18 protein-coding genes and 2 pseudogenes are annotated in these 23,223 nt (G+C 39.4%); 15 read left to right on the forward strand and 5 right to left on the reverse strand.

The window, feature by feature from the left end; genetic code table 11:
- Position 1 precedes the first annotated feature (1 nt).
- The 4 genes from purL to P4S71_RS12885 all read left to right on the forward strand — a co-directional run bounded on the left by purL (position 2) and on the right by P4S71_RS12885 (position 7,160).
- Positions 2-3,892, forward strand: a complete 3,891-nt coding sequence (gene purL, locus P4S71_RS12870; protein ID WP_337150803.1) for a phosphoribosylformylglycinamidine synthase — start codon at positions 2-4, stop codon at positions 3,890-3,892.
- Between the two features lie 277 nt (positions 3,893-4,169).
- Positions 4,170-6,620, forward strand: a complete 2,451-nt coding sequence (locus P4S71_RS12875) for a YdbH domain-containing protein (protein WP_337150804.1) — start codon at positions 4,170-4,172, stop codon at positions 6,618-6,620.
- A 2-nt stretch (positions 6,621-6,622) separates the two neighbouring features.
- Positions 6,623-6,820: a YnbE family lipoprotein gene (locus P4S71_RS12880; protein WP_337150805.1), complete on the forward strand. Its 198-nt coding sequence runs from the start codon at positions 6,623-6,625 to the stop codon at positions 6,818-6,820.
- A 61-nt stretch (positions 6,821-6,881) separates the two neighbouring features.
- Positions 6,882-7,160 carry a YdbL family protein gene (locus tag P4S71_RS12885; RefSeq protein WP_337120746.1) on the forward strand — a complete coding sequence of 93 codons (279 nt, stop codon included), beginning with the start codon at positions 6,882-6,884 and terminating at the stop codon, positions 7,158-7,160.
- Between the two features lie 60 nt (positions 7,161-7,220).
- Here P4S71_RS12885 and P4S71_RS12890 read toward each other — a convergent pair whose 3' ends face one another.
- Both P4S71_RS12890 and waaA read right to left on the reverse strand, forming a co-directional pair.
- Positions 7,221-7,769, reverse strand: a complete 549-nt coding sequence (locus tag P4S71_RS12890; protein ID WP_337150806.1) for a DUF1415 domain-containing protein — start codon at positions 7,767-7,769, stop codon at positions 7,221-7,223.
- Positions 7,766-9,047, reverse strand: a pseudogene (waaA, locus tag P4S71_RS12895) (lipid IV(A) 3-deoxy-D-manno-octulosonic acid transferase). Before waaA ends, P4S71_RS12890 begins: the two are co-directional and overlap by 4 nt.
- Before the next feature lie 182 nt (positions 9,048-9,229).
- On the opposite strand from waaA, the gene P4S71_RS12900 reads away from it, so the two are divergent.
- Together P4S71_RS12900 and hldE are read left to right on the forward strand one after the other, a co-directional pair.
- On the forward strand, positions 9,230-9,820 hold the full coding sequence (locus P4S71_RS12900) for an SIS domain-containing protein (RefSeq protein WP_002961065.1): 591 nt from the start codon (positions 9,230-9,232) through the stop codon (positions 9,818-9,820).
- On the forward strand, positions 9,820-11,259 hold the full coding sequence (hldE, locus tag P4S71_RS12905) for a bifunctional D-glycero-beta-D-manno-heptose-7-phosphate kinase/D-glycero-beta-D-manno-heptose 1-phosphate adenylyltransferase HldE (RefSeq protein WP_337150807.1): 1,440 nt from the start codon (positions 9,820-9,822) through the stop codon (positions 11,257-11,259). Before P4S71_RS12900 ends, hldE begins: the two co-directional genes overlap by 1 nt.
- 263 nt (positions 11,260-11,522) lie before the next feature.
- Here the strand turns inward: hldE and P4S71_RS12910 are convergent, their stop codons facing one another.
- Positions 11,523-13,028: a capsule assembly Wzi family protein gene (locus P4S71_RS12910; protein WP_337151626.1), complete on the reverse strand. Its 1,506-nt coding sequence runs from the start codon at positions 13,026-13,028 to the stop codon at positions 11,523-11,525.
- A gap of 211 nt (positions 13,029-13,239) precedes the next feature.
- On the opposite strand from P4S71_RS12910, the gene P4S71_RS12915 reads away from it, so the two are divergent.
- Together P4S71_RS12915 and P4S71_RS12920 are read left to right on the forward strand one after the other, a co-directional pair.
- Positions 13,240-14,313, forward strand: a complete 1,074-nt coding sequence (locus P4S71_RS12915) for a glycosyltransferase family 1 protein (RefSeq protein WP_337150808.1) — start codon at positions 13,240-13,242, stop codon at positions 14,311-14,313.
- Positions 14,310-15,394 (forward strand): annotated as a pseudogene (locus P4S71_RS12920) (glycosyltransferase). The gene P4S71_RS12915 and the pseudogene P4S71_RS12920 overlap by 4 nt, the downstream one beginning before the upstream one ends.
- 11 nt (positions 15,395-15,405) lie before the next feature.
- Here P4S71_RS12920 and P4S71_RS12925 read toward each other — a convergent pair.
- Complete coding sequence (locus P4S71_RS12925; protein ID WP_149613459.1) at positions 15,406-16,134, reverse strand: 3-deoxy-D-manno-octulosonic acid kinase; 729 nt, start codon at positions 16,132-16,134, stop codon at positions 15,406-15,408.
- 122 nt (positions 16,135-16,256) lie between these two features.
- Here P4S71_RS12925 and P4S71_RS12930 point away from each other — a divergent pair, with 122 nt between their 5' ends.
- The 6 genes from P4S71_RS12930 (at position 16,257) to glpG (ending at position 21,784) form a co-directional block, all read left to right on the forward strand.
- Positions 16,257-17,315, forward strand: a complete 1,059-nt coding sequence (locus P4S71_RS12930; RefSeq protein ID WP_096792579.1) for a glycosyltransferase family 9 protein — start codon at positions 16,257-16,259, stop codon at positions 17,313-17,315.
- Positions 17,315-17,878 (forward strand): D-glycero-beta-D-manno-heptose 1,7-bisphosphate 7-phosphatase, encoded by a 564-nt coding sequence (gene gmhB, locus P4S71_RS12935; protein WP_337150809.1) that lies wholly within the window; start codon positions 17,315-17,317, stop codon positions 17,876-17,878. Before P4S71_RS12930 ends, gmhB begins: the two co-directional genes overlap by 1 nt.
- 169 nt (positions 17,879-18,047) lie before the next feature.
- Positions 18,048-19,241: a glycine C-acetyltransferase gene (locus P4S71_RS12940; RefSeq protein ID WP_337119924.1), complete on the forward strand. Its 1,194-nt coding sequence runs from the start codon at positions 18,048-18,050 to the stop codon at positions 19,239-19,241.
- Between the two features lie 50 nt (positions 19,242-19,291).
- Entirely contained in the window at positions 19,292-20,317 is a 1,026-nt protein-coding gene (gene tdh / locus P4S71_RS12945; protein WP_337150810.1) for an L-threonine 3-dehydrogenase, read from the forward strand.
- Between the two features lie 334 nt (positions 20,318-20,651).
- Positions 20,652-20,969 (forward strand): thiosulfate sulfurtransferase GlpE, encoded by a 318-nt coding sequence (gene glpE / locus P4S71_RS12950; protein ID WP_337150811.1) that lies wholly within the window; start codon positions 20,652-20,654, stop codon positions 20,967-20,969.
- A complete protein-coding gene (gene glpG / locus P4S71_RS12955; protein WP_337150812.1) occupies positions 20,966-21,784 on the forward strand; it encodes a rhomboid family intramembrane serine protease GlpG in 819 nt (272 codons plus the stop codon). Before glpE ends, glpG begins: the two co-directional genes overlap by 4 nt.
- A gap of 3 nt (positions 21,785-21,787) precedes the next feature.
- Here glpG and P4S71_RS12960 read toward each other — a convergent pair whose 3' ends face one another.
- Positions 21,788-22,186: a flagellar basal body-associated protein FliL gene (locus P4S71_RS12960; protein WP_007378947.1), complete on the reverse strand. Its 399-nt coding sequence runs from the start codon at positions 22,184-22,186 to the stop codon at positions 21,788-21,790.
- A gap of 206 nt (positions 22,187-22,392) precedes the next feature.
- On the opposite strand from P4S71_RS12960, the gene P4S71_RS23145 reads away from it, so the two are divergent.
- Positions 22,393-22,830 (forward strand): transposase, encoded by a 438-nt coding sequence (locus P4S71_RS23145; RefSeq protein WP_442961716.1) that lies wholly within the window; start codon positions 22,393-22,395, stop codon positions 22,828-22,830.
- The last annotated feature ends 393 nt before the right edge of the window (positions 22,831-23,223 follow it).

Below are 23,223 nucleotides of genomic sequence, written 5' to 3' on the forward strand. Positions count from 1 at the left end.
TATGTTGATCCTTCGTGGTGCACCAGCACTTTCAGAGTTCAGAGTTAATAAAATTTTAGCGCGTTGCCAACAATCGCAACTTCCAGTCACTAACGTATACGCCGAGTATGCTCACTTTGCCGATTTAACATCGCCGTTGAGTAGCTCTGAGCAAACCAAGCTTGAAAAACTATTAACTTACGGTCCAACTATTGCGGAGCATACCCCAGCTGGCAAACTTGTACTTGTTACACCTCGCCCAGGTACCATTTCACCTTGGGCATCTAAAGCTACCGACATCGCCCACAACTGTGGTTTAAAGCAGGTTCACCGTGTTGAACGCGGTATTGCTTATTATGTTGAAGGTGATTTAAACGCAGAACAACTTGCACAAGTAACTGCGTTATTGCACGACCGCATGACTGAAGCCACACACAATGAACTTGAAGATGCGGCTCAGCTGTTTCGCAGTGATGCCCCACGCCAAATGTCGTCTGTCGATATTTTAGGTGGTGGACGTGAAGCACTAGCAACAGCCAATGTTGAGCAAGGCTTTGCGCTTGCTGATGATGAAATAGACTACTTAGTAGAAAATTTTACAAAGTTAGGCCGTAACCCTAATGACATCGAATTGTTTATGTTTGCACAAGCGAACTCAGAGCATTGTCGCCATAAAATATTTAATGCTGACTGGACAATCGATGGTAAAGAGCAGCCAAAATCGCTGTTTAAAATGATTAAAAATACGTTTGAGCTAAATCCTGAAAATGTATTGTCGGCGTATAAAGATAACGCGGCAGTAATGAAAGGCTCAAAAGCGGGTCGCTTCTTCCCAAATGCGCAAGGTGAATATGCGTATCATCAAGAAGACATTGAAATACTAATGAAAGTTGAAACTCATAACCACCCAACAGCTATTGCGCCATTCTCAGGTGCTGCTACAGGTTCTGGTGGTGAGATTCGCGATGAAGGCGCAACAGGCCGTGGCTCTAAGCCAAAAGCAGGGTTAGTTGGCTTTACTGTATCAAATTTACGTATTCCAGGTTACGAGCAACCGTGGGAAAGCGATTTTGGTAAGCCGGGTCGTATTGTAAACGCACTTGATATAATGACAGAAGGTCCACTAGGTGGCGCTGCATTTAATAATGAGTTTGGTCGTCCTAACTTATTAGGCTACTTCCGTACTTACGAAGAAAAAGTAACAAGCCATAACGGTGAAGAAGTACGTGGTTACCATAAACCAATTATGCTTGCCGGTGGTTTAGGTAATATTCGCTCTGATCATGTTCAAAAAGGTGATATTCCTGTAGGCGCTAAATTAATTGCGCTAGGCGGGCCTGCAATGAACATTGGTTTAGGCGGTGGTGCTGCATCAAGTATGGCCTCAGGCCAGTCAAACGAAGATTTAGACTTTGCTTCAGTACAGCGCGAAAACCCAGAAATGGAACGTCGTTGCCAAGAAGTTATCGATAAATGTTGGCAACTAGGCGATGAAAACCCAATTGCATTCATCCATGATGTAGGTGCCGGTGGTTTATCTAATGCGTTTCCTGAGCTTGTTAATGATGGCGGACGTGGTGGTAAATTCCAATTACGTAGCATCCCTAACGATGAGCCAGGCATGGCACCACACGAAATTTGGTGTAATGAATCACAAGAGCGTTATGTACTCGCTGTTGGCGTAGAGGACTTTGACCGCTTTGAAGCAATTTGTAAGCGCGAACGTGCCCAGTACGCTGTTATTGGTGAAGCAACAGCTGAACCTCACTTAACTGTGTCAGACAGCCACTTTGAAAATAACCCTGTTGATTTGCCGCTGGACGTATTATTAGGTAAAGCACCTAAAATGCACCGCGATGTAACGTCAAAGCAAGTTGTTGGCAAAGCGCTTGATATCACATCAATAAATGCAGCAGATGCAGCGCAGCGCTTAATGCGTTTACCAACCATTGCAGAAAAAACATTCTTAATAACAATCGGCGATCGCTCAGTTACGGGTTTAGTAGCGCGCGACCAAATGGTTGGTCCTTGGCAAGTACCTGTTGCTAACTGTGCTGTAACTGCGGCAACGTATGATACTTACCACGGTGAAGCTATGTCACTCGGTGAGCGTACTCCGGCTGCATTACTTAATTACGGTGCATCTGCTCGTTTAGCTGTGGCAGAGTCGTTAACTAATATTGCTTGTGCAAATATTGGTAGCCTTGAAAACATTAAGTTATCGGCAAACTGGATGGCAGCAGCGGGTCACCCAGGTGAAGATGCTGGTTTATATGAAGCTGTTAAAGCCGTAGGCGAAGAGCTTTGTCCTGCGCTTGGTTTAACTATTCCTGTAGGTAAAGATTCTATGTCGATGAAAACGACATGGAAAGATGAAGGTGACTCACAAGAGAAATCAGTAACGTCGCCGCTTTCATTGGTTATAACTGCATTTGGTCGTGTTGACGACGTACGTAAAACAGTAACTCCACAACTGCGCACAGATAAAGGCGATACATCGCTTATATTAGTTGATTTAGGTGCGGGTAAAAACCGCATGGGCGCATCAAGCCTTGCACAAGTTTATAAGCAATTAGGTGACGTAACCCCTGATGTTGATAGCCCTGAGTTATTAAAAGGCTTTTATAACGCAATGCAAGCACTTGTGGCTGATAGTAAGTTACTTGCTTATCATGACCGCTCAGATGGTGGTTTATTTACCACAGTAGCTGAAATGGCGTTTACGGGTCATACCGGTGTAACGGTTGATTTAGCAGCTTTAACAGGTTCTGACATTGAAGCGCTTTATAACGAAGAGCTAGGTGCCGTAATTCAAGTTGCGAATGCTGATTTAGATACAGTAAATGCGGTGTTTGAACAACATGGTATTGCAGCCATTAGTCACAATATTGGCACGCTTAACAGTGATGATGCGATTATATTTAACCGTGGCGAAAATACGGTACTTAATCATACGCGTACTGAGCTTCGTACTATTTGGGCTGAAACAACGTATCAAATGCAAGCACGCCGTGACAACCCTGAGTGTGCTAAGCAGGAGTTTGATGCTAAGTTTGATGCAAAAGATCCAGGCTTAAACGTAAAACTTAACTTTGATTTAAACGAAGATATAGCTGCACCATACATTGCAACCGGTGCTAAACCGCAAATGGCTATTTTACGTGAGCAGGGTGTTAACTCTCATTTAGAAATGGCGGCAGCGTTTAATCGCGCAGGTTTTGCAGCCGTTGATGTACACATGAGCGACATTTTAGAAGGTCGTTTAACACTAGAGCAATTTAAAGGTTTAGTGGCCTGTGGTGGTTTCTCATACGGTGACGTACTTGGTGCGGGTGAAGGTTGGGCTAAGTCTATTTTGTTTAACGACATGGCACGCGATCAGTTCCAAAACTTTTTCTACCGTGAAGATACTTTCAGCTTAGGTGTATGTAACGGTTGCCAAATGTTATCAACGTTAAAAGAGTTGATCCCTGGTACTGAACATTGGCCGCGCTTTGTAACTAATAAATCAGAGCGTTTTGAAGCACGCTTTAGTTTAGTAGAAATACAAGAGAATCCGTCTGTGTTCTTTAACGGAATGGCTGGCTCGCGTATGCCTATAGCGGTTTCTCATGGTGAAGGTCATGCTGAGTTTGCAAACGATGCAGCCACCAAAGCGGCGCTTGATAGCGGCACTGTAGCGGTTAAGTTTGTAGATAACTACGGTAACCCTACAACGCAGTACCCAGCTAACCCTAATGGTTCTCCAGAAGGTATTACCGGTATTACGTCAACAGATGGTCGCGCCACTGTAATGATGCCGCATCCAGAACGTGTATTCAGAAGCGTTGCCAACTCTTGGCACCCAGATGAGTGGCTCGAGGATAGCCCGTGGATGCGTATGTTCCGTAACGCACGTAAAAACGTAGGTTAATTATATTTACGTTTATACAAGTTAGATTCATAATCTTACTGTAAAATTAAAAAGGCTGCATTGTGCAGCCTTTTTTGATTATACCAATCTGCTTATATATGGGGTCTATTTAACGTTAAGAAAATTACGCTAGAACTAGGCAAAAGTTTTTATATCTAGTTGTTCTAAATAAAAAACTTTTAACGACGTTATAGTGCAATTTAATTCGTTAAATTGATCAAAGATTTATGCAGGTTAGTATTAGTATAACTAAAAGCACAAAGCATTTAAGGATAGTATGTTTAAGCGAATTGGTTTAATTGTTGGCGTTTTATTGCTAAGTACCTTGCTGCTTAGTTATGTATTTCGCTTGCCGTTATTACAGTGGGCTATAGCGCCTGAGCTCGAAAAAGCGGGTGTCACATTAAACTGCCTTGATTTTTCAATCACGTCTGAACTAAATATTCATGCTGATAAAGTGTGTGTAAATTATCAAAATCAACAATTACAACTTACTGGTATTACTGCAAATACAAAGCGTGTAGATATTGAAAATGCAGTGCTAACAGTTAATCCACTCCCTAAAAGTGATAATGCTAATCAGCTTGCTAAAAATCTCGATTTAGCACTTCCCTTAAATCGCCCATTAATCAATATTAAACAGCTTGTAGTAAAAAGTGATGAGCTCAATAAGCCACTTAAAATAAGCATATTAGAGCCTGACCTAAATAAATTTAATGTCTCAGGTGATATAAACGCAAGTGCAATTTTGACTGCTAATAAAGTAAGGGGTCAGTTTGAAATTAATGACACTTTTTTAAAGCACGTTATAAACACTAAAAATACATTAATAGCAGATTTTAACTTTAATACTCAGCAAGCATTTAGCTTTGATGGTATAGAACTTGAGTTAAATGGCGATATTAGCTCCCAGTTTGCTCACACGTATGAGCAGTGCAAAGTTAACGTATTAACCACTGGTAAATTGGCGACGCGTTTTAATTTAAATAGCCAAGCGTTAATGTTTAATACCGATTTGCTTAATAACAAAATTAATTTAACACCAAGCTGTACTGAGTTAATTCCACCAAGTGAATATGCAGGCTTTATTAGCAAACAAGTTCCTTTAAATTGGCAACTTAAACTCCCTCAATCAATTCGCTTAGAGGCTAGTGAGTTGAGGGTACCTGCAATTAATTTGGTAAGCGTGGGCGATAAGCAATTTGATATTTTAATAACAGATACAACACTAAATATTACATCTCCATTTAAAGACTTACAGTCAACTTTATCAGCTCAAATAAATACACCAAATATAAATAATATTAACGTTAATGCTCAGTTATCTGGCGCTGCGATTAAAGGCGATTACGCCGTTATGCTTGAAAATTTACCTGAGTTTGTACCCGCAACAGCGGATGGGCTTAGCCTTAGTGGTCACTTTAATATAAGTGAGTTTATAGACTCAAAACCAATTGGGCTTATAAATGCTAAATTAACGCTTAATAGTGTAGATGCGTTTAATATAAGTGCAGTGCAATACCAAGGTGATTTAATAGCAAAAATGGATAAACAGTTAAACGCAGAGGTAGCGTTAACTCAGCAATTAAAAAGCGCAGAATATAAAGAATTTAAAGTCACAGATATAAGTAACACATTAACAGCAAATGCTAATTTAGGCGTAGGTGAGTTATTTGCTGATCTAACAGCAAAAACGAATATAAAGGCTGTTAATAGCCCCGACATAAAACTTAATAATATAAAAGTAGAGTCTACGGGCTTGCAAAGCCGTGCACTAAAAGCCACGCATCACGCATTTATAAACGATGTTGAGTTAGTGGTAAATCATCATGTATCGTCGCAAGCTCATCCGTTTGAAGTGATTATTCCTGAGCAAAATGTACTGCCATTAAATACTGTTATTAATCAATTTGAGCCACTTGCACAGCTAACTGAGGGTGAATTTAATGGCTATATTAGTGGCGATGTACACTTGCAAAATGCATCGTTCAATATGGATGTAAGTCACGCAAGTGCACTGTATAACGACTACCTTGCAAATGATTTAAATAGTGTATTTAGTGGGGAATATAATTCAGGCAAGCTTAATGTAAAACCAACTACCTTTAATTTAAATGAGTTTAGAGCCGGTGCCGTAGTTAAAAAGATTAAAGGGCTATGGCAAGTGAGTGGCAATACCGCGCTTATAAATGATGTAAAAGGAAGTGTGTTTGGTGGCGAGTTTTCATTAGATACCTACACAGTAGGGAAGCCAAATCAAGTTGCTAATGTTAAGTTTGAAAACATTGATGCCAGTAAACTCGTTACACTCGACGATAAGTCGGGCATTGTATTAACGGGGCGCTTGGCGGGGTCTTTACCTGTCCATTTTGATAGTGGAAAAATTGAAATAATTGACGGTAGCTTATTTAGCCAAGGCACCGGTAATTTAAAAATTACTAATAATGCCGCGTTTGATTCGGTGATGCAGCAACAGCAAGAGTTGCAACCTGTGTTAGGGTTATTAACAAATCTAGATATTCAAAAGCTAAATAGTAGTGTTGAACTAAAAAACGATGGCTGGTTAAAACTAGGGGTTAATTTACAAGGCTATAATAAAGCAGAGCAGCAGCAAGTTAACTTTAACTATAACCACGAAGAAAACGTGTTTACACTTTTACGCGCACTGCGTTTAAGTGACGAAATTACACAAAAAGTTGAGCAACAATACTCACAAAAAGGAAACTAATAATGAGACAGTCGTTATTGACAAAAGTACTACTCGCGCTGAGTGCTATTAGTGCACTCAGTGCCTGCACGCATCGTGTTGAGGTGTCTGCTAAAGAGCCCATTACTATTAATTTAAATGTGAAGGTCGATCACGAAATTCGCGTAAAAGTAGATAAAGAACTCGACAATTTATTTAGTGACGACAGTGAGTTATTTTAAGGAGCTAGAACATGAATACGAAGAAAAATTAAACATTATTACGTTAGTTAGTGCAGTATGTATGTCGTTCTCTGCGTGGGCTATTAGCCTTGATGACGCTAAAAACCAAGGTTTAGTAGGTGAAGATAGCTCTGGTTATTTAGGGCTTGTTGTACAAAACGCAGAAGCAAAAGCCGTTGTTGATGATATAAATGCAAAGCGTAAAGCGCAGTACTTAAAGTTGGCTAAAAAGAATAACTTGTCACTTTCACAAGTAGAAGCGCTTGCTGCCGCTAAAACAATTGAAAAAACCCAAAGTGGTCATTACGTTGAAGTAAATGGTAACTGGGTTAAAAAATAAGCGTTTGTTATTGCTTTATTTTGCACAAAGTTTTGTACAAACCAAAATAAAACCGAGCATTTAAGCGCTCGGTTTTTTACAGCCTTCAAGTAACTGCTGCCAAAAATCAATCCCCTTACGCCTTGCTAGATTTATATTATGCTCAGGAATAGATTCAGGCTCGTTATAACTATCAAGTGCTTCGCTCATACTTGCTTCGCGGATTAAATGCAATGTAGGAAAGGGCGCTCTATTTGTGTAGTTTGCGGCATCGGTTTCATCACTGTCAGCAAATACGTAATCAGGATGAAAACTAGCGATTTGATACTTACCTTCAAAGCCTTGCGCGACTAAAAGTGCATTAGCTAAATCGACCAAGTCTAAAAAGTCTTCAAAGTCACTAAAGCCGTTGTCAAACATGATAAGGGTTGTTTCGCGCTCTGGTTCACGGTCAAGCTCAACACATTGCTCAAGCATATCCATTACAGCATCATCCATACTCGTTGCTGGACTTACGATGTAATGAATACAGTTATTTTCTACTTCTTTTCGAGCAAACGGGCAAAAGTTATATTTAACAATAACAGATGATACCCATTCGCGGGTTTGGCTTATAGCTATGTTGGTCACGGTTTTGGCTCTAAATATTGATTAATAATGGTAAGTGTTTTTTGTATAGCACCTTGGTTTTTAGTTACGCATTGCGCAGCTTTAATACCTAAGGTTTGGCACGCTTTTGTGTTTTGGCTAAACGTTATAAGCTGCTTTGCGAGTTTGTCGTTACTATCAACCACTACAGCACCTTTGAGCTTTGTTAGCTCGGGATAAACATGGTCAAAATTGTATGTGTGTGGACCTGTTATTACACCTACCGAAAACGCTGCTGATTCCAGTGGGTTATGCCCACCTCTGCGAATTAAGCTGCCACCAATAAAGCTAACATTTGCAGCGCCATATAAACACTGTAATTCACCAAGCGTATCAGCAAGAAGTACTTGCTCATTATTATAGTTATTTTGGCTACGACGGCTAAAGCTAAGTGGGCTTTGCGTTAAAAGCTCTGCCACTTTGTCAAATTGCTCTGGATGGCGCGGGGCAATTATAAGTAATGCGTTCGGTTGTTTTTTTAGTAACTCTTGATGGGCTGAAAGTACCAGCTCATGCTCAACAGGATGTGTTGAGCCTGCCACCCACACAAAGCGTTCATTACTACTATAAAGCTGTTTAAGGTTGAGTACTTTAGCTAGTTGCTCTTCACTTGGTGTTATATCAAATTTTATTGAGCCTGTTACATGGCTTTTTGAAGCTTCAAGACCAAGTTCAATAAAGCGTTTAGCATCTGTTTTATTGTGACTCGCAAGTACCGTAATTGAGCGCATAATAATATGCGTTAATTTAGCGACCTTTTGATAGCCCTGCTGCGACTTTTCAGAGAGTCTTGCATTGATGACAAGTACTGGTATGTTTTTTTGTGGCTTATCGCCATTAAATTTGGCCATAGCTCGGTTTCTAAGATACATAATGCTTGTGGCTTTATACGCTTCAAAAATCGAGCCGTCGCAAACGGAAAATCGATTGGTAAATAGCTACACGCTACAGTATTTTTAAACTGGCTAAGTATTTGCTCTCTGCCTGTTGGAGTATTACAGGTTATAAGTATATTTAAGTTTGGATGCGCTTTTTGCAAAGCTTTAATAAGTGGCGTTGCGGCAAGTACCTCACCAACAGAAGCACAATGAAAAACTAAAGGTTTAGTTTTAACCGTAAATAAAGACTTACTGACAAACCCAAAGCGCTCTTTAAAGTGTGTACGATAGCCTTGGTTTTTTTACCTCGTAAAATATAGAGATAAAATACAATCAGTGGGCTAATAATAATTAATGCGAATGAGTAAAAAATGCGTGCCATACTGATCTTTCTTAAAGGGAAGTGGCGTTAGTTTACCGTGAAATAGCCGTTTTCTAAACATACTCGTTATAAAATATGGTCTGGGTTCAGTTATAACCCGATAAAATACACACAATTAAATAAAATTATGGAATAATGAATTTAATTTTTCCTGCCATTTCAGTTCCAAGAGGAATTTTTTCATGTCAATTATCGATTCAGTGGCAACTAGCTACGTTGAAACATTAAACCGTCATCAGGCATTATTTGAAACGATGGAAGCTTATCATCAAGAATCTATGCAATTGTTAGAGGCATGCCATAGTGCATTACAAGCTGGTGGCAAGATTGTTTGGTTTGGTAACGGTGGTAGTGCAGCCGATGCGCAGCATTTAGCAGCAGAATTTGTAGTGCGTTATAAATTGGAACGTGGTCCGCTTGCCTCTATGGCATTGACGACTGACACCTCTATTTTAACAGCGCACAGCAACGATTATCACTTTGATACGGTGTTTGAGCGCCAAGTTCAAGCGCTATGTAAGCCAGAAGATTTAGTTATTGGTTTAACCACATCAGGTACTAGTAATAATATTAATTTAGCATTAGAAGCTGCAAATAAACTAGGCGCTTTTACAGTGGCATTAACTGGGCGTGATGGCGGTAAAGTAAAAGATATTGCTAAGTTACCTATTATTATAAAAAATGACGAAACAGCACGTATCCAAGAAGCTCACATGTTTATAGGTCACTGGTTATGTGAAGCCATGGATATGGTTGTTGCGGAGCAGCAGTAATGGATTTATCGTTATTAAAAAACTTATCAGCGGCACGAATATTAGTTGTTGGCGATGTAATGCTAGACCGTTATTGGTATGGCGATACTGGTCGCATTTCGCCAGAAGCGCCAGTACCGGTTGTTAAAGTAAGTAAATTTGAAGACAAAGCGGGCGGCGCAGCTAACGTTGCAAAAAATATAGCGCGGTTAGATGCAAAAGTTGGTTTATTGGGTTTAATTGGTGAGGACGAAAGCGGGCAAATTTTAGAGACCATCCTAAAAGGTGAAAAAATAAGCTCACAATTAGTCAGTGTATGTGATTTACCAACTATTTCAAAAATGCGTGTTATTAGCCGCCATCAACAACTAGTCCGACTTGATTTAGAAGAAACGTTTACCGAGCAGCATAGCCAGCTTTTATTAAATCGCTTAGAGCTTGTACTTGATGAATACGACTTTATTGTGTTCTCTGATTACAGCAAAGGATCTTTAAGCTTAATTAAAGAGATGGTAAGCCTTGCTAAGGGCGCCGGAAAAACCGTTTTAATTGACCCTAAATCGCCAGATTTACATTTATATGAAGGTGCTGATTACATTACACCTAACTTACATGAGTTTAAGTTAGCGGGTGGTCAAACCGATTCAGAAGAGGCTTTAGCAGCAAGTGCGCGTGATTTAATAAGCAAAAATGGCATTAAAGCTATGTTACTTACGCGTTCTGAGCAAGGTATGTCGCTTATTAGTGCAGATGAAAAGTTTGATTTTGCAGCGCAAGAGCTTGAAGTAAGCGATGTAACCGGGGCTGGTGATACGGTTATAGCTACACTCGCGGTTATGCTTGGCGCAGGCATGGAACCTAAAGATGCTGTCGAAATTGCTAATTTAGCCGCAGGTATCGTTGTGAGTAAGTTTGGGGCTGCAACTGTCTCGCCAGAAGAGCTAAGCCGCAAGCTTGGTCAGTATTTACATACTACGGGTGAGCATTACCAAACACCATTTGATGATGTACTTCAGCATATTGAATTTGCAAAACAAAACGGCGAAACCATTGTATTCACTAATGGCTGTTTTGATATTTTACATGCGGGGCATGTACGTTATTTAGCGCAAGCTAAAGCACGAGGCGATAGACTCGTTGTTGGATTAAATAATGATGAATCAATTACGCGTTTAAAAGGGGCAGAACGTCCTATTAACCCACTAGATGAGCGTGCGATGGTACTTAGCGCACTTTCATCAGTTGATTGGGTTATTCCGTTTGGTAGCTTAGATGAAAACGACACTCCCGCTAACTTAATTGAGCAAATAAGCCCTGATATTTTAGTTAAGGGTGGCGACTACACCGTAGAGCAAATAGCAGGTGCTGAACATGTACTTCGCCATGGCGGAAAAGTTGAAGTGCTTGAATTTTTAGATGGGTGCTCAACATCAAAAGTAATTAGTAAAATTAAACAGTAATACCAATTTTATTAAAAACATGAGCATTCTAGCGTATTAAATAACTCACTAACTACGTTAAAAATTATTTATATAGAACAACTATGTATCATAATTTTAGCCTTGTTATTGAGCTATTTTCTTATCGCTATAATAGAACAATAATTTAATGCAATTGGTATAATTACTGATTTAAGTTTAATTAACAAATACAAAAAAGGGATGAAAACACTGTTTTCATCCCTTTTTTACATTTAATACGTTACTTTATTAATAGTAACGTATTAAAAGTTATATTCGTACTTGGCAAATGCAGAAGTATCGTTTTCAGCACCGTCGTTGTTAGATGCAAAAGCACCTAAAGTGACGCGGCCGCCCATAGAAAGCATTCTGTAACGCATTTCTAGCTGCTTAGAGTTAAACCCTATTTTAGTAATGGTGTTACCTAAGTCAGGATTATTTGGGTAACTATCTCGGTTATCGCTATTGTAATCAACACTGCGCAATTTTACCTGCCAATCGTCTCCATTAGATAACTGACCTAATAGGGTTAAAACAACTGACTGTGCATCGTTATCATAAGTAGAGCCAATAGTGCGACCGTGGTAACGGTAACCCGATTTATAATCTGAATGCTCATAGTAGCAATTTTCAACTATTGATTCAGCTGAACATGAAACACCTGTATCTACGTACTCTACATTTATTAATAAGTTTTGATCGTATATTCGTTGTGTTGTTTGTACACCAAATAAGTAGGCTCTATCGGCTGGCTTAAACTGTGAACTGGCATCTTCTCCAATCGTACTGGCATATACAGCATAAGGTTGGTTGAAAAGTGTATCTGACCAGCGAATATCTATGCCTGCTAATTGATTACCTATTTTTGATTCTAACTGACTATCACAGCTATCGCTTCCATCAATACAGCTTGTTTGTCCTGTAACTACATCAATAAAGTCACCAGCAGATCCTGGTTGTCCGTCTCCTGCCCATTGCGCAGACCAGCTAACGGCAATTTCTAATTGTTGTATTGGGCGTATATTTAATCTACTGCTCCAAAGTAAAGCATCAGGAATTACACGTGTAGACTCAAGTTTAGCCATTTGTGCGGTAAAGCCCCATTGGCCAATCCAGCTTAGCCACGGTGTTTCAAAAGCAGTACTTTTTTCTCTGGTTACACTTAGTGCAGGTAAAGGTTTCGCATTACCAGACATAATTAAGCTGTTATCAACACCAGGTCCCCAAAATTGTTCAACAGCACCGGCTCTAAAAATCCAATTGCCTAAACGATAAGCTAAGTAACTATCGTCAAGTGAAGTGTCGTTACAATCTGTTAAAGCTTGCTGATCAGTAACTATATCGTCAGCCGTTTTTCCATCGGCTAAACATTTTTTACCGTCTTTTCTATAATTTACAGCGACTTTAGCAGCAAAGTTATCGCCTAAATAAGCGTAAGCTGCTGAAAGCTCTGTTTCTTGTGTATTTGTTGCACCAAAGCTTGTTGCTACAATTGGATCTGTAGCTGCAAAAGCTGATAATTGAAGACTATGCGAGCTACTATTTTCGGATTTATATCGATGTTTAACACGTAACAATGCATCTTGTAGGCTTGGTGTTAATTGCTCAAGCGGCATACTATCAACATCGCTTATAAAACTTTTCCACATAAGTGGGTAAGTGGTTACAGGAGCTAAAATAACGCCGGCATCGGCTAATTGTTGAATGTCAGCTCTTAATCCGTAGTCATCTGGTTTTACCCATGGTTCAGCGTTAATCGATACGCTCATTGCGCAAAAAAGAGAAGAAAGAAGAAAAATTCTGTTTCGCAAAGTTCAGATCCTTGTGATTTAGATTGCGGCTAAGTTTATCAACCTCAGGCGTCTATTGCAGCAAATAATAGACAAAATAGGGGGTATTTAATGTATAAAAATGTAACCTGTCTATCGTAATAACGATGTGGTTGATATACTGCGGGTTAAATAGGAAATTGAGAATGCAATGAGCAACAAACGACTTTTATTTATTCCAGTATCATCACCAGAAGGCATTGGTGAGTATATGCGCTCGTTGCTGTTAGCTCAAAGTTTACAGGATGAACTTCACGCTTCTATCGATATTCATTTTATATTAAATAAGCATGCTGCTTATGCAAAAAGCTGCCCATTCGAAACGACACTACTTGATCATTCAGCGACCAAAGAGCTGGATTATGTGTGCGATGTCATTGAAAAATTTAAGCCTAACGTTGTTATTTTTGATTGTGCCGGACGAGCAGGGCATATGAAAGCGGCTAAAAAGGTAGGCGCAAAAGTAGTCTTTATTTCTCAACATACTAAAAAACGAGCAAAAGGCTTAAAGCTTAATAGAATCAATTTGATTGATGTACATTGGGTTGTCCAGCCAGACTATTGTATAGAGCCATTAACTTGGGCTGAAAATGCTAAGTTAGATATATTTCCTTTAGTGCGTCCACGTAATGTGGGCCCATTTGTTGCTTTTGCATCCAATGAGCAAAAGCAACAGATGTTGAGCCGATACAGTTTAGAACTAAAAAATTATTTTATAGTTAATGCAGGATCTGGCGGTCACACACTAAATGGTCAAAATTGCGCCGATATTTACTTTGAAGCTGCGCTTAAAATTGCTAAACAAACGGGTTTGAGGGGCGTTGTTGTATTTGGCCAAAATTATAGTAAAACGATCCCAAGTTCTGATAGCATTCTTTGTATCAAAAGTTTGCAAAATACTGAGTTTTTAGCATTAATGAGCCAAGCCAAAGTTGCATTGCTAAGTGGTGGTGACACCTTATTACAAGCAATTGCCGTGCACACACCTGCTGTTGCATGTGCAATATCTAAGGATCAAAATGCACGTTTAGACCACTGCATTAATACGGGGGTTGTATTAAAAGCAAATCTTAATATTGATGAAATAGTGACCAAAGTAGAGAAAGTTATAGGGGTGGCTTTTTATAATGAGACAACTAGTAAATATGCTCAGCTTGAAAATATACACAGTTATGATGTTATTACTAATGGTGTGAAAAATATGCTTGATGGATCCTCTTTATGAATATCATTATTGTAATTGATTCACTAGTAGGTGGTGGTGCTGAAAAAGTAATGCTTACTTTGGCTGAAAAAATGGCGAAACTACAGCACAACGTCACTATATTATCTCTTGCGAGCAACGCTGAGTATGACATTCCTGATATAGTTAAAGTTGATAGCCTTTTTCCTGATAGAGCATCTAAAGTAGATAGATTCTGGCAGCGAAAAAATAGTATTTTGCAATTAGAAGCGTGGTTTGAAAAAAACAAAGCGAGATTGGCAATATTGATCTAGTGCTTTCTAACCTTGATAGAAGCAATAATTTACTTGCACGTAGTAATATCAAAAATGTTCATTTTGTTATTCATAACTCAGTTAATGCAGAACTTGCTCGTCAAAAAAAGTTAGGTCCATTTTCATATTTATACCTTAAAAAAAGTAAACAAAATTTAAATGGTAAATCACTTATTTGCGTATCAAAGGGTGTTGAAAAAGAAATAACACAAGGGGATTTAATTAATCCAAGTGCAATCGCGACTATTTATAACCCGTTCGATTTTGAAAAAATAAGGCAGCAAGCAAATGAGCAAAATAACAATATCCCAAATGAGCCTTACTTAATTCATGTAGGAAGGCTCGCCAAACAAAAACGCCACGATATATTGTTTGCAGCATTTGCAAAGCTTGATAAAAAATACAAGTTAGTTCTTTTAAGTAATAAACCTACAAAAGCGTTAAAGCTTGCACAGGAATATGGCATAGATAAACAGTTAGTAGTGCCTGGATTTCAACAAAACCCGTACAACTGGATTCAGCATGCCAAAGCTTTGGTTTTGAGCTCTGATTTTGAAGGGCTGCCAACGGTATTAATTGAGGCTTTAGCGGTGGGTACTCCGGTAGTTAGCACTAATTGTACATTTGGACCAAGCGAGATATTAACAGGCGAGCTGAGTAAATATTTAGTACCCGTTCAACAAAGTGAGGCATTAGCCAATGCCGTTAAGCAGGTGCTAGCAGATAAGCCAAATGTAGAAAACGCAGATATTCTAAAACAAGTACAGGCAGAGCAGGTTGCTCTGCAGTATTTAGCATTGGCTAATTAACTTATATTAGGTTAACTGATATTGGCGAGCGCTTTGAGGTAGTTGCTGTGCAGAGTTTGCCAGTCACTCGCTTGCCAATTGAATGGCTTGTTTCGACCTTGTTCCTTTAAAAATGAGCGCTCAAGGCGTGCCATATTACTTTGTTGCCACTGTGGGTTAGGCGCTCTTATTTCACCTCTATCAAAGTCGATAATATACACATCACCAGTATCATTAAATAAAATGTTATTAATGTTTAAATCGGCGTGATAAACGCCTTTTGAATGAAATAGCGCGATTGTTTTAGCAATGCGCTCCAACTCATCTTCGGTCAATGGGCGTTCAATTAATATATCGAGTACACTTTTAGCGCCTTTAACAGCCTCGGTAATAATATCACCACGGTAAATTAATCCGCTGTGGGTTACTTTAGCTGCAACAGGGGTGGGTACGTTTAAACCAAGCTCTATAAGTTTACTCATTAAACTAAACTCTTTATACACACGGGTTTGTTCAAGCCCTGGGTATAAATATTGATCGCTTAGCAATTTACCCACTAAACCACCGCGCCAATAATGCCTAAGTACGGCTGTTAATTCGTCTTGTTTAAAAAACCATGCTGTTGCTCTGCCTTTTTTAGCGCCCACAATTTTATTTTGTTGTTGCCAATAATTTGCATCAAACCAATCGAGGGTAATTTGGCTTGTGTATTTAGGGTGGCTTAATACAGTGTGGTTGCCTTGCACGTGTTGTTTAAACATAGCTCTGTGTAATTGCTAAATAATGGGCCTATATTAGCGCGTTTTAAAGCGCAGGATAAGTGCTTGCAATAGCGTGATTATAATTTAAGATCGGCTTTTGTATTTAATACCTAAGGGAATGTGTGACTCAAGCTCCTAATTATTCATCTATTTGTATATTAAGACTCTCAGCCATTGGTGACGTATGTCATGGTGTGAGTGCTGTACAAGCTATTCAAAAAGCACACCCTAATGCAAAAATTACGTGGGTTATTGGCAAAGTAGAAGCCATGCTACTTGCCGACTTACCGGGTGTTGAGCTGGTGGTATTTGATAAAAAGCAAGGCAAAGCAGCGCTGAAAAGCTTAAAGCAACGCTTCAAAAACCAAAAATTTGATGTGTTACTTAACATGCAAGTTGCATTAAGGGCTGGGTTTGTAGCGCGCTGTATTCCTGCAAAAGTAAAAATAGGGTTCGATTGGGCACGTTCAAAAGAATTGCACAGCTTATTTATTAATAAACGAATAGACCCACAAGCCCAGGCGCATGTGCTTGAAGGCTTTAAAGGTTTTGCAAAAGCCATTGGTGTAGCTGATTATAAACCGAGTTGGGACATGCCATATACCGAGCAAGACCAAGCGGTTGCAGATGAGTTATTAACATCAGAATACCTAACTAATAAACTATTAGTAATATCGCCTGCAGCTAGTAAAGCGCAGCGTAATTGGCTCGCTGATCGTTATGCCACATTGGCTGATTATGCAAGCGAGCAAGGCTTTAAGGTGGTATTGACGGGTGGCCCAACAGAGCTTGAAATTAACCTAGCAAATAGCATTATTGAGCACAGTAACACGCCTATTTTAAATTTAGTCGGTAAAACAAAACTCAAAGAGTTGTTGTGCGTGTTAAAGCGTGGCAGCTTAGTGCTCGCGCCCGATACGGGTCCTGCGCATATGGCAGTAACTGTTGGTACGCCGGTTATTGGTTTATATGCACATTCAAATCCAGCACGCACAGGTCCTTATTTATATCAAGACTACGTGGTAGAGGTTTATCATCAGAACTTGTTTAAGCAAACAGGTAAAACGGCTGAGCAAGTACCGTGGGGTACACGCGTAAAAGGCGATGATTTAATGAGCCAAATTACAGTTGATGATGTAAAAGCGATGTTTGACCATGTTGTACAAAAAGAGTCTTTGTAATGAATGCACAACAAAAAAATAAAGCGCTTTTTTTAGACCGAGATGGCGTGGTAAATGTTGATCATGGTTATGTGTATCAAAGCGATAAATTTGAATTTATTGACGGTGTTTTTAGCACCTGTAAAACATTTTACGATGCAGGCTATAAAATCATAATCGTCACTAATCAATCTGGAATTGGTCGAGGTTATTACAGCGAAGCTGATTTTTTAGCACTGACCGAGTGGATGAAAGACCAATTTAGTGCCCACAGCATTGCAGTTACCGATGTGTATTTTTGCCCGCATCACCCTAAAAAAGCGCACTCTGAATATTTGAAAGAGTGCAGTTGCAGAAAGCCTGCGCCAGGTATGTTATTACAAGGCATACAAGAGCATAACATCGACCCTGCTTGCAGTATTATGGTGGGCGATAAACTCAGTGATATGCAGGCTGCGAAAAAAGCGGGCATCACTAAACGCGTTTTAGTGCGTTCAGGGCAAAGCTTTGACGAAAGCGCTAAGCAAGAAGCTGATTTAATTATCGATTCTATAAGCAGTTTACCTGCACTTTTAAACACATAAATAAACTAAATAGACTTAGCTGTAAACTGGCAGGAATTCCTTCCAGTTTAGGGCGTTTGCGACGAACTGCAAACCGTGCATTTTACCCATTAAACTTTTACAATACCCCGCATAATAAACAGCCGCGAAAGTGCGGTTGTTTACCCGTTCAAATAGATGGAGAACCTAGATGAGAGCATCTGCTTTTTTTAGCCAGTTACAACAGCAAATTGAAGACGTAAAAACCGAAGGTTTGTATAAAAGCGAACGTATTATTAAGTCCCAGCAGCAAGCTCAAATTGAAGTTGCATCAGGTAAAGTAATCAACTTTTGTGCTAATAACTACTTAGGTTTAGCTAATAGCCCAGAGTTAATTGAAGCGGCGCAAAATGGTTTAAATAATCATGGTTTTGGTGTGGCTTCAGTACGTTTTATTTGTGGCACTCAAGATATCCATAAAACACTAGAGCAAAAAATCAGTGCGTTTTTAGAAACAGAGGATACTATTTTATATTCTTCATGTTTTGACGCAAATACAGGTTTGTTTGAAACTATTTTAGGCGCAGAAGACGCTATTATTTCTGATTCATTAAATCATGCATCAATTATCGACGGTGTACGTTTATGTAAAGCTAAGCGTTTTCGTTATGCAAATAACGACATGGCTGATCTTGAGAAACAACTTATTGCAGCAGATGAAGCAGGCGCTAAAACTAAACTAATTGCTACCGATGGCGTGTTTTCTATGGACGGCGTTATTTGTAATTTAGAAGCTGTGTGCGACTTAGCTGATAAATATGATGCGCTTGTGATGGTTGATGACTCTCACGCAGTTGGCTTTGTTGGCGAAAACGGTAAGGGTACACCTGAGTACTGTAATGTATTAGACCGTGTAGATATTATCACCGGTACATTAGGTAAAGCGCTGGGCGGTGCATCAGGTGGTTATACATCAGGTAAAAAAGAAATTGTTGAATGGTTACGTCAGCGTTCACGCCCATACTTGTTCTCAAACTCATTAGCGCCTTCAATTGTTACTGCATCAATTAAAGTACTTGAAATGCTTGAAAATGGCGGCGAGCTTCGCGCTAAACTTTGGTCAAATGCTAAATATTTCCGTGAGCAAATGGAAGCTGCTGGTTTTACGTGTGCAGGTAAAGATCATGCAATTATCCCTGTAATGCTAGGAGATGCCAAAGTAGCCTCGTTAATGGCTGATAAATTACTTGCTGAAGGCATTTACGTAACCGGTTTTTCATTCCCTGTAGTACCAAAAGGGCAAGCGCGTATTCGTACACAAATTTCAGCGGCACATAGTATTGAGCAACTCGATACAGCTATCGATGCATTTACCCGTATTGGTAAAGAAATGGGCGTTATTTAATTTTATTTTAAACCGAAGCCTCGCTTCGGTTTTATAGTTGAGTGTGGATTATGAAAGCATTATCTAAATTAAAAGCAGAACCGGGCATTTGGATGACAGATGCACCAAAGCCAGAAGTAGGTCATAACGACTTACTGATTAAAATTCGCAAAACAGCTATTTGTGGTACCGACGTACATATTTACAAGTGGGACGAATGGGCAAGTAAAACCATTCCAACGCCTATGGTTGTTGGCCATGAATATGTTGGTGAAGTTGTTGATATGGGTCAAGAAGTTCGTGGCTTTCAGGTTGGCGACCGCGTATCTGGCGAAGGGCATATTACGTGTGGTCACTGTCGAAATTGTCGTGCAGGGCGTGTACATTTATGCCGTAATACAACGGGTGTAGGTGTAAACCGTGAAGGTGCGTTTGCCGAATATTTAGTTATTCCTGCATTTAACGCATTTAAAATTCCAGATAATATTTCTGACGAACTCGCTTCTATTTTCGACCCATTTGGTAACGCAGTTCATACCGCACTATCGTTTGACTTAGTTGGCGAAGATGTACTTATCACTGGTGCAGGCCCAATTGGTATTATGGCAGCAGCTGTTGCAAAACATGTTGGAGCTCGCCACGTTGTAATTACCGACGTAAACGAATATCGCCTAGATTTAGCTCGTAAAATGGGGGCTTCACGGGCTGTAAACGTTGCCAATGAAAAGCTTGAAGATGTAATGAAAGAGCTAGGTATGACAGAGGGTTTTGATATTGGCCTTGAAATGTCAGGTGTGCCAAGCGCGTTTAATTCAATGCTTAATAATATGAACCACGGCGGTAAAATTGCCATGCTAGGTATTCCAGCATCTGATATGGCTGTTGACTGGAACCAAGTTATTTTTAAAGGTTTAGTGATTAAAGGTATTTACGGTCGCGAAATGTTCGAAACGTGGTATAAAATGGCAAGTTTGATTCAATCTGGTCTTGATTTAAACCCAATCATTACACATCAATATTCTGTGGATGACTTCCAAGCTGGCTTTGATATGATGATTTCAGGTCAGTCAGGTAAAGTGATTTTAAACTGGGACTAGTTTAAACTTATTTTACGAGAAGGGCGGCTCTAGGGCCTGTTGACCTTTCAGGATTAAAATTTGTTCAATCTAGGGGCTATTTAATCGCAGCGCGAGGTTTGTGACCTAGTGGGCTAAGTAAAAACCGAGCAACAAAGAGTAAATTGCCCCTAGGCAGAACCCTTCGGGCAGCGTATGTTTGGCATTTGTGCTACGTTATCGCCTATTTATGGGGAATAACCACACTACATAGGCTCTGTCTTGCCTAAATACCAAACATACTGCTGCAAATTCAACCTCGAAAGATAAACAGGCCCTAGCCGCCTTTTTTATACTATTAATTAAAGAGACTTCAATGGCATTTAAACATATTTCTATAGCGCAAACGTTAGAGCTTTTAGATAAAGAAGAAGTAGTAATTGCAGATATTCGCGATCCTAATTCGTATCAAGCCGGTCGCATTCCAGGCTCAGAAGCACTTTCTAACGGTAATATCGCACAATTTATGATGGAAAAAGAATTCGATCAGCCAATTATTATTGTCTGCTACCACGGTATGAGCTCACAAGGCGCTGCGAGTTACTTAGTTGAGCAAGGTTTTGAGGACGTTTACAGTATGGATGGCGGCTTTACAGCTTGGGAAGCTGCTTACAGCGAGAAAGTAGAGCGATGATAGAGCTTGGCAGTTTAAATAACCCGCGCGCCGCACAGGGCTTTATAGATTATTTAAAAAGCCAAGGTTTACAAGGACAATTAAGCTCCTCAGATGGTAGCAATGTCATTATTAGTGTTGCGCCTGAGCATTTTCATCAAATACAACCTTTATGGGCTGAATTTACGCAAAACCCTAATCATGAACGCTATCAACAAGCTTCATGGGATGTAGGTAGCACACAATCGCCGCTTAAATATCAAGGGCAATCACTTAATCTAATAGCCCGTTTTAAAGCGCTCAGCTGGTTAAATCAAACCGTAAGTATTGTAAGCGTTATAATTTATTTTGCTTTTTTACTAGGTGGTTTTGAGACCATTTACACCATGATGCAGTTTAAACCTACGCAGCCTTTAAGTTGGTTAACTCCCGCACTTGTTCACTTTAGTGCGATGCATATAGTGTTTAACTTAATTTGGTGGATGTCGCTTGGTGATAATATCGAAAAGCAATGCGGAAAACTAAGCTTAATAGGTTTGTTTTTAGTGACTGCACTGATTAGTAATTGGGCACAATATTTAATGGTTGGTCCTAATTTTGGTGGGCTAAGCGGCGTGGTGTATGGATTGCTCGGTTTTTGTTGGATACACAGCTTTTTAAACCCTAACAAGCCAGCGCTAGTCAGTACGGCAATTGTTGGTTTTATGTTGATTTGGTTAGTACTTGGCTTTGCAGATGTTTTGTTTGTAGGTATGGCTAATTGGGCGCATTTAGGTGGGTTAGTTAGCGGTATGGCTTTTGCCTACACCGCCAAAATATTTAACGCAAAACGTTAAACACTAATGATATAAATATTTAGTGAACAAGACTTCACGGATGATCTCTTGTCCTGTTTCTTCTTTTAACAGGCTCTTAAGTTTTTCTACACACTTTGCGCGTATTTCTTCACGACCAGTGAGGGATTTTACTTTTTCTTCTGGCTCTTTAGATAAAATCTCTACTAAAGCGTCACGCAGTAATGGTGTGTGGTGTTCGACTACGGCAATATCTGAAGTATCATTAAGCATTAAATCGACAGTGACACGCACATAGCCCATTTTTTTACTTGATGCACCTATATAATTAGTGATTATATCTGGCTCAAAGCCAAAATAACCGACGGTTGATTCCGCACGTGCCGTAAAGCTTATTACGCTTACCAAGAATGTAAAAAGACCTGCGTATACTATTTTTTTCATATTTTAAGCGTTTCCTAAAACCTGTTGTAAATAGTTTATACTTAATAATAGGTAATAAACAGCGCCAAACAATTATTTATATTAGGGTATGTTGATTTTTGCGGTATGAAAAATAAATAGCATGAAGGAAAGGCATAATTGAACTCGCTAAAAAACGATACACCGAATCCTCATACCAAGATTAATGTTTATAGGCGTCATGGAATATCTTATCAAAAGTAATGTGCTTAAGCGGTCGAATTTATAATCAGCTTGATCATAGAAAAACGCTTGAAAGCAAATTATATAATATGTGCACAGGTATTCTATGGCGAGATCTGACTTCTTATTTTAGTGCATGGAGTGCCATATGGAGTCGGTTTAGCTTATGGTCTAAAAAAGATATTTTGAACGAATTGTTTCGCATATTATTTCGCGATACTTGTATGGATCAGGTCTTTATTTATGGCAGTATTGTTATGGCTCAGCAGTATAATTGCGGTGTAAGAATCGCAGAGAATGAATCAATCGGAAAAGTCGAGGTGGGTCTACAAAAAATTCACCTTGCAGTAGATAGCAGAGAGTTACCTGTTTACTATGAATTATCCTGTGTAAATATGCAGATACCTTCCATGCAGAGTCACTCGAAGCTAACTTCCCAGTAAACAGTGCAATACCAATCTGCTTATATATGGGGTCTATTTAACGTTAAGAAAATTACGCTAGAACTAGGCAAAAATTTTTGTATCTAGTTGTTCTAAATAAAAAATTTTTAACGACGTTATAGTGCAATTTAATTCGTTAAATTGATCAAAGATTTATGCAGGTTGGTATAAAGGCTACGATAGTGAAAAACTGAGAGCGTTCGTTTGTAATAACAGCGCTACACCTTTTATTCCACGTAAGTGTAACAGCTTGGTCGGTAATGAAAAGATTGACTGGTGTACGTAAAAATATAGGCACTTGGTTGGCAATGCATTTGATCGAATTAAGCAATATAGAGAAATAGCTACGAAGGTATGCCTTTGCTGTGCTTACTTATATGGGTTGTTATGTAT

Source organism: Pseudoalteromonas sp. B62, from assembly GCF_037162565.1.
Lineage (GTDB): Bacteria > Pseudomonadota > Gammaproteobacteria > Enterobacterales > Alteromonadaceae > Pseudoalteromonas > Pseudoalteromonas fuliginea.